The sequence below is a fragment of the Yersinia sp. 1252 StPb PI genome (assembly GCF_048593885.1).
Taxonomy (GTDB): domain Bacteria; phylum Pseudomonadota; class Gammaproteobacteria; order Enterobacterales; family Enterobacteriaceae; genus Yersinia; species Yersinia enterocolitica_E.
Genome location: NZ_JAZGQE010000226.1, coordinates 1 through 6,541, shown reverse-complemented (window position 1 = coordinate 6,541; position 6,541 = coordinate 1). Strand labels below are relative to the sequence as shown.

Below are 6,541 nucleotides of genomic sequence, written 5' to 3'. Positions count from 1 at the left end.
ATGACGGGGGAATGGCAGTATATAAATTGCTAGTGCTAGACCTATATAGAATGAAACATATAAAAATCACTGCTTACATATAGAAATATGACTCACCACAGAATACGTACTGCAATTTTAATATCATTAAATAATGTGGGTGTTTGTATCTGGGGGGAATTAATAACTGTCTGAAGTTTATATATCCATTAGTGAGTTACGAGCAAAATTGCGTCGTATACCCGTATATTAACCTAATATCAAAGGTAGGAGCTATGCAGTATTGAGCTCATCTGCTATTGCAGCAAAAACATAAATTCAAAAATATTTTCCTTTGAGTGCATCCAAAATGATCACCTGAACGTCTCTATCAGAGTAATCAAACACACAACAAGGATATCAACGATGAAACTCCGCTTGCTACCTGCAATGATCGGCTTACTGGCATTCTCGGCTCTGGCTTCTGATGTCGCAGTAAAAGAGACTACGTTAGGACAAGTTTATACCGACAGTAAAGGTATGACCCTGTATACCTTCGATAATGACAAGCAAGACTTGTCCAATTGCTACAAGGATTGTGCCAAGGCTTGGCCACCGTTGTTGGTAAAAGATAATGCCACTCAACTCCCTGGGCTGGATAAAATTAAACGTGCGGATGGTAGTCTGCAATGGACACTGAACCATCGCCCACTTTATCTCTGGCATAAAGATCAACAGCCTGGGGATATTACCGGAGCGGGCTTTAAGAATATATGGTCACTTGCCCGTGCAGATAGGGCGCCGGTCAAAGTTTACACCACCGACTCCGGCAAGATTTTAGCCAATAAAGACAATATGTCGCTCTATACCTTCTCTAAAGACAGCAAAGGGATATCGGTATGCTATGAAGATTGCGCCGCAAATTGGCCGCCGTTAGCAGCCCAAAAAGATGACAAAGCCAGTGCGCCGTTCAGCGTTGTTGCACGTAAAGATGGTACCTATCAGTGGGCCTATCAGGACCAGCCTTTATATTCTTGGATTAAAGATAAACAACCCGGTGATATCACGGGTGATCAGATAAAAGATGTCTGGCATCTGGTTCATCTTTAAATAACGCGTCTGAGGTTATTGTGGTCACAGCAAATGAAGAACTACAGAAACTTTTCTCTCGGATCAAGCTCCGAGACAGGCAGGCTTTTGAAACCTTATATAGCCAAACTAATCGCAAGTTATACGGCTTAATCATGAAAATTGTGGCTGATCGAGATATTGCCGCCGAGCTATTACAAGAGGGGTATCTCAAAGTCTGGTTTGCTGCTGACCGCAGCCCAACAACTTATCCCTGGGCCTGGATGTGTCAATTAATGCGTAATCTGGCTATTGACCATGTCCGACAGCATGGCCGTCATCATCCTAGTTTTGAAGAGGCAGACATGTTATCGGAAGTGGGGAAAGAAGATGAAACCGATACCGCAGCTCACCTTGCCATTTTAAATCGCTGTATTTTTTCGCTGACACAAGAAAAAAGGCAAGCGATAAGGTTGGCTTATATCCATGGTTATTCCCATGAGGAAATTGTTGAACGATTGGCGCGTCCGTTGGGCACGGTCAAATCGTGGATACGGCGCGGCCTAAAGGAGTTAAAACAATGCATGGACACTTAACTCCGGGTCGATATCGCAATTTAATCATCCGGGAACATCTGGTGAGTCAGTATTTACTTGGCACATTATCCCCCAAAACCAGAAAACGTCTTGAATCTCTGATGGCGGAAGATGAAAGCTGGTATGAGCTGGTTATGCAGTGGCATTCACGTTTAAGTGGACTGGAACCAATGACATCAGATAAGCCCCCTTCATGGGTATGGAAAAATATTCAGACCACATTGGGACAACCAGTAAAACCGGGGTTGTGGGCATGGTTGGGGCAAAGAAAGTGGCCAACATTGTCGCTCGCTTGCGCGGCACTGTTATTGCTGTTTTCCAGCACTATGTTGTTTATGGCCAAGCCGCAAGTCGCCATGCCCAGCTATATCGCAGTTATGTCGTCCGCAGAAAAGGCCGACCACTTTGTCCTGATGGCTTACAAAGGTGACAAACCAGGGGAATCAAGTATTCGCTTGAAATGGAATGCCCGTCATCAGTCAACCGATGCAGGAATGGAAACAGCCATGTTATGGGCACGAAATAAAGATACCGGTCAGACGGTGTTATTAGGGCGATTTACTGATTTAACCGTCCCTAAATTACTCACGCCAACGGAATGGAATACTGTCAAAAACAGCAGTGAGCTTTTCATTACGGCAAATAATAATCCTGCAAGCAAGGTTCTGTTCAAAGGTACCTGTATTGAACTGTCTGCTTCAACGGTATAACGATGAGAATAGTTGATGAAAATTAGAAAGTTAATCATTGGAACACTGAGTATCATGGCATCGGCGCTGTCCTACGCCAGCGGCCAATTTCTCGATACTAATATCATCCATCAACCCAACGATGGCGTGGTTCGCGTCTATGGGCCGGGCGGACCTCACACCGCGTTGATAAAAGCCGCAGAGAGTTTTCAGCAAAAGACCGGACAACGTGTGGAAATAATCTACGGACCAGAGGAGAAATGGTCAAAAGATGCCCAGCAACGTGCTGATATTATTTTCAGTGCTTCAGAGCAATCGATGACGGCGTATCTGGAGAATTATCCTTTTGTGGCCAGCAAGGATGTTGTGCCGATGTTTATTCATCCGGCAGTGATTGCAGTAGCAAAAGGTAATCCTAAAAATATTAAGAGTTTTGAGGATCTGATCAAACAACCGGTCAAAATTGTGGTGACCGAAGGTAAAGGAACCTACAACACCTCAGGTACCGGTTTGTGGGAAGATATTGCCGGGCGTTTGGGCCGGCTGGAAGATATCAAACAAGTACGGTCACATATCGTGGCCTATGAGCAGGGAAGTGGTGCTGCATTTAAGGCCTTCCAACGGTTAAAAGCAGATGCCTGGATCACCTGGAGTGACTGGCCGATTGCTAACGCGGATAAAGTCGATATGGTGACTATTGAGCCGGAAAGACGAATTTACCGCGACTTCAATATGGCAATTTCACCGAAAGCAGATATAGGTGCGGCGCAATTCATGGCTTATTTGACTACAACGGAAGGCGCTAAGTTTTTCACCAATGAAGGATGGCTGCGATAGAATTAATTGCTTTATCTGCACAATCCTTAAAAGGTATCTGTCATTATCAAGAACCAGTCCTCGGGCTGGTTTTTCTATTTTTGCGCTGGGGGTTGCGTGCCAGCCAGACTCGGCATGGCGTGGCGCATAATATCTAAAAATGCCCGTAATCTTGCTGGGTAAAAACTGGCATGGGGATAAACCAGATAGATGGGCAAAGGTAATCCGTGCCAATTGGGAGTTAGATGTACTAACCGCCCTTGTGCAAGATCTTCGCTTACCACCCACGTTGAGGCGATTCCTACCCCGACCCCCGCGAGTGCGGCATTACGTAAGGCATACAGACTGTCGGTACTCAATTGTGGCTGGATAGAAAAACGATGTATGTCACCACTCGTCTGATGATTTAGGACGACTTCATTACGGTAAAATGAGCTTAACGCCAGCCAGCGTAAATCCTGCAATTGGTCAGGATGTAGCGGTAGCGGCTTATCATTGAGCAATTCAGGCGCGGCGACGACAATACGCGGCACCTCGGCCAGCAGAATCGCAATCACCGAAGGATCGGTGACGGCTCCAACTTGAATGGCGCAATCAATACCTTCCACGATGAAATCCGGGCGGCGATCATTTAGTATCCATTCCACGGACATTTTCGGATAACGGCCTAAATAGTCTTTAAGCGGTTTGATTAATTGATCTTGCCCGAACGCGTGCGGCACTAAAACTCGCAGTACTCCTCTGGGCTCGTCCGTGGCCCCGCGCAGGTCATCCTCCATCCTATGCCAGTTTTCAACCAGTGCTTTAGCATGGGAATAGCAGCGTTCGCCATCGTCGGTGAGCTTCATAACATGCGTAGTGCGCTGCAATAATTTCAGGCCAAGCAGGCGTTCCAGTGTCTGTAACCGCCGGCTAATCGTCGGCTGGCTTGTACCCAGACGTACTGCTGCTGCCGATAAACTACCAGCCTCAACGATGCGGATAAATGTCTGCATTAACTCTATACGATCAATGCTAGTCAAACCGGGTTCTATCATACGTTAAGCGTATAACAGTTTTACTCTTAAGGCGACTACCAACACATGTCTACTCAGGCAAAAATACTGACTCAATATCATTATAGGTAGCCGCCATGTCAGCCATTCAAACCATACCAAGTACTTTAGATAGTCCTGAGAAAACCCTTTCCGGCCGGACAGTTCTTATGTTGGCAACCGGCGCTGGGCTTAGCGTTGCCTCAATTTATTATAGTCAGCCATTATTGGGTGTTATGGGTACCGACCTGCATGCCAGTGTAGGTACGGTTGGTATGGTGCCGACACTGACACAGATTGGTTATGCTTTAGGTATCTTGTTGCTCGCCCCGCTAGGTGATCGCCACGATCGTCGGATTGTTATTTTATTGAAAGGTCTTTTGCTTACCGCAGCGTTGCTGTGCAGTGGTTTTATCTCTGGTATCAATGGGTTGTTAGTCACCAGCTTGGTGGTCGGGATTGCCGCAACCATGGCGCAGGACATTGTTCCTGCATCAGCGACATTGGCTTCAGCAGCACAACGGGGTAAGACCGTCGGAACTGTAATGACGGGCTTATTGCTGGGGATTCTATTGTCGCGGGTGCTGAGTGGTTTTGTCGCCGAATATTTTAGTTGGCGGGTGCTGTATATCGGTGCGGCGCTGTCAGTTATTTTTATAACGCTGGTGATATGGCGCGGTTTACCTCGGGTTCCCGCAGCTTCAACTCTGAGTTATCCAGCACTACTTAGGTCGATGATTCACTTGTGGCTTCAGTTTAAAACCTTGCGCCGTGCGGCGCTATCACAAGGGTTGTTATCGGTCGGATTCAGTGCTTTTTGGTCAACACTAGCAGTGATGTTACAAGATACTTATCATCTTGGTAGTGCTGTTGCCGGTGCGTTTGGCCTTGCTGGTGCCGCAGGTGCTTTGGCGGCTCCTCTGGCTGGAGCATTGGCGGATCGCCGTGGGCCACATAGGGTTACTTTGATTGGTGCAAGTGTGGCAACCCTCTCATTTGCAGCGTTATTTCTTCTGCCGCTATTGCCACTTCAATACCAGATTGGGCTTATGGTCATCAGCGCGATTGGTTTTGATTTCGGCGTTCAGGCGACACTGATAGCACATCAAACCATTATTTACAGCCTGGAACCTGCAGCTCGCAGCCGGCTCAATGCCTTGTTATTTACCGGTGTGTTTGTTGGGATGGCGGTTGGTTCAGCTTTAGGCAGCCTGATGTTGGAAAAAATGGGATGGACTGCTGTAGTTAGTCTGATTACCCTCGCGGGTGCAGCTAGCCTGGTCGTACGCTGGAGCAATCGTAGCGCCAGATAGCCGTGATTCTGCTCATAATGAGCAGAGAAGATAGTAATTTTGCCAATATAGTTAGCATGTCGGGATGTCTAAGAAAACAGGCACCCCGAGCCGATGTCTTGAGTTCCGTTTTAAAATGTTAAGCCCAATAGTCAGTTATCAGCCCCAGTATCAGTAGGGCTGATTAGCTTTGTAAATAAGCCATGCTCTGGCGAATTTCTCTTTCTATATCAGCTTCAGACCAAATATTTAGTTGTGACGAAAACGGTTCAAAAGCATAGATTCCCTGATAACCCAGACGTTCAAGATTTGCGACTTGTTGCTTACTGTTCAACTTATCTTGCTCGCTGAGCATAATGCGGTCTTCATCAGTCAGTGTGGATTTCAACCTGTTCTCTTCGACGCCGGAAAGGTGTACTAAGCCAATTATATTAACGTCAATATGTGCATCAAACTCGGCCTGAGCGATATCACTCAGATAGTAATGGAAAGTATCCAACACCATTTGGTAGGGGGCGGCCGATGTGCGGATCAGTGATTGTGTTACCAGATGAGAACGCAATGAGCTGATTCCAAAGCCTAAAGGCTCAATTAATCCAGTGACTTGATATTTCTTAAACAGGGGGGCAAGTAGCCGCAGTGCATCCAGGGTGTCATGCTCTTTTTGCTCGGCTGAACGTCTGTCACTGGCACTACAGTTCGGGCACAGAATGACTCCGTGACAGTTGATATCCCGTGCCAACTTGAGCATGTTTTCCGCTTCTTGTAGTAGCTCGCCTCGCTGCTCTGGCAGATTAAAATATTGCAATGCATTGATAGTAACAATCTCAATTTGATGTTCATCAGCCAGTGCATTGAGTTGGGCCGTACTTAGCTCGTCAGTCACTTTTCCACCGGGCATATCATTGCGTAGCTCAACCTTATTTAAGCCACATTTCTTAACCAGACGGAAAAAATTCTCAATACTGAGATTCGGGGCGATTTTGCGATTAATACAGAAACGATCTTGCGCGATGGACATGGTGCTCTGCTCCTGCTGTGGTAAATGCCATACATAGCTCAAATAAGAACATTTATTTCATTTAAAT

The 6,541-nt window shown here is 46.5% G+C and carries 7 protein-coding genes; 5 read left to right on the top strand and 2 right to left on the bottom strand.

The features are described 5' to 3' along the window. Positions 1-384: 384 nt before the first annotated feature. Genes V2A85_RS21210 through V2A85_RS21195 form a run of 4 tightly spaced genes read left to right on the top strand, consistent with a single transcriptional unit; the run spans position 385 to position 3,148 of the window. Positions 385-1,068 (top strand): hypothetical protein, encoded by a 684-nt coding sequence (locus V2A85_RS21210; protein WP_420072285.1) that lies wholly within the window; start codon positions 385-387, stop codon positions 1,066-1,068. 20 nt (positions 1,069-1,088) lie between these two features. Continuing rightward, a complete protein-coding gene (locus tag V2A85_RS21205; RefSeq protein ID WP_420072284.1) occupies positions 1,089-1,622 on the top strand; it encodes an RNA polymerase sigma factor in 534 nt (177 codons plus the stop codon). After that, positions 1,607-2,332, top strand: a complete 726-nt coding sequence (locus tag V2A85_RS21200) for a hypothetical protein (RefSeq protein ID WP_420072283.1) — start codon at positions 1,607-1,609, stop codon at positions 2,330-2,332. Before V2A85_RS21205 ends, V2A85_RS21200 begins: the two co-directional genes overlap by 16 nt. 15 nt (positions 2,333-2,347) lie before the next feature. Further along, positions 2,348-3,148, top strand: coding sequence for a substrate-binding domain-containing protein (locus tag V2A85_RS21195; protein WP_420072282.1), 801 nt, complete (start codon positions 2,348-2,350; stop codon positions 3,146-3,148). 74 nt (positions 3,149-3,222) lie between these two features. Here the strand turns inward: V2A85_RS21195 and V2A85_RS21190 are convergent, their stop codons facing one another. Next, on the bottom strand, positions 3,223-4,164 hold the full coding sequence (locus tag V2A85_RS21190) for a LysR family transcriptional regulator (RefSeq protein WP_420072281.1): 942 nt from the start codon (positions 4,162-4,164) through the stop codon (positions 3,223-3,225). Between the two features lie 95 nt (positions 4,165-4,259). Between V2A85_RS21190 and V2A85_RS21185 the strand changes: the two genes are divergently transcribed. Beyond that, positions 4,260-5,474: an MFS transporter gene (locus V2A85_RS21185; protein WP_420072280.1), complete on the top strand. Its 1,215-nt coding sequence runs from the start codon at positions 4,260-4,262 to the stop codon at positions 5,472-5,474. Between the two features lie 163 nt (positions 5,475-5,637). Here V2A85_RS21185 and V2A85_RS21180 read toward each other — a convergent pair whose 3' ends face one another. Beyond that, a complete protein-coding gene (locus tag V2A85_RS21180; protein WP_420072279.1) occupies positions 5,638-6,474 on the bottom strand; it encodes a sugar phosphate isomerase/epimerase family protein in 837 nt (278 codons plus the stop codon). Positions 6,475-6,541: the final 67 nt, after the last annotated feature.

Excerpts from the sequence above, each read along its gene's own strand:
- V2A85_RS21190 (WP_420072281.1), bottom strand. The coding sequence starts at position 4,164 with ATGATAGAACCCGGTTTGACTAGCATTGATCGTATAGAGTTAATGCAG.
- V2A85_RS21180 (WP_420072279.1), bottom strand. The coding sequence starts at position 6,474 with ATGTCCATCGCGCAAGATCGTTTCTGTATTAATCGCAAAATCGCCCCG.
- V2A85_RS21185 (WP_420072280.1), top strand. The coding sequence starts at position 4,260 with ATGTCAGCCATTCAAACCATACCAAGTACTTTAGATAGTCCTGAGAAA.
- V2A85_RS21210 (WP_420072285.1), top strand. The coding sequence starts at position 385 with ATGAAACTCCGCTTGCTACCTGCAATGATCGGCTTACTGGCATTCTCG.
- V2A85_RS21195 (WP_420072282.1), top strand. The coding sequence starts at position 2,348 with ATGAAAATTAGAAAGTTAATCATTGGAACACTGAGTATCATGGCATCG.
- V2A85_RS21200 (WP_420072283.1), top strand. The coding sequence starts at position 1,607 with ATGCATGGACACTTAACTCCGGGTCGATATCGCAATTTAATCATCCGG.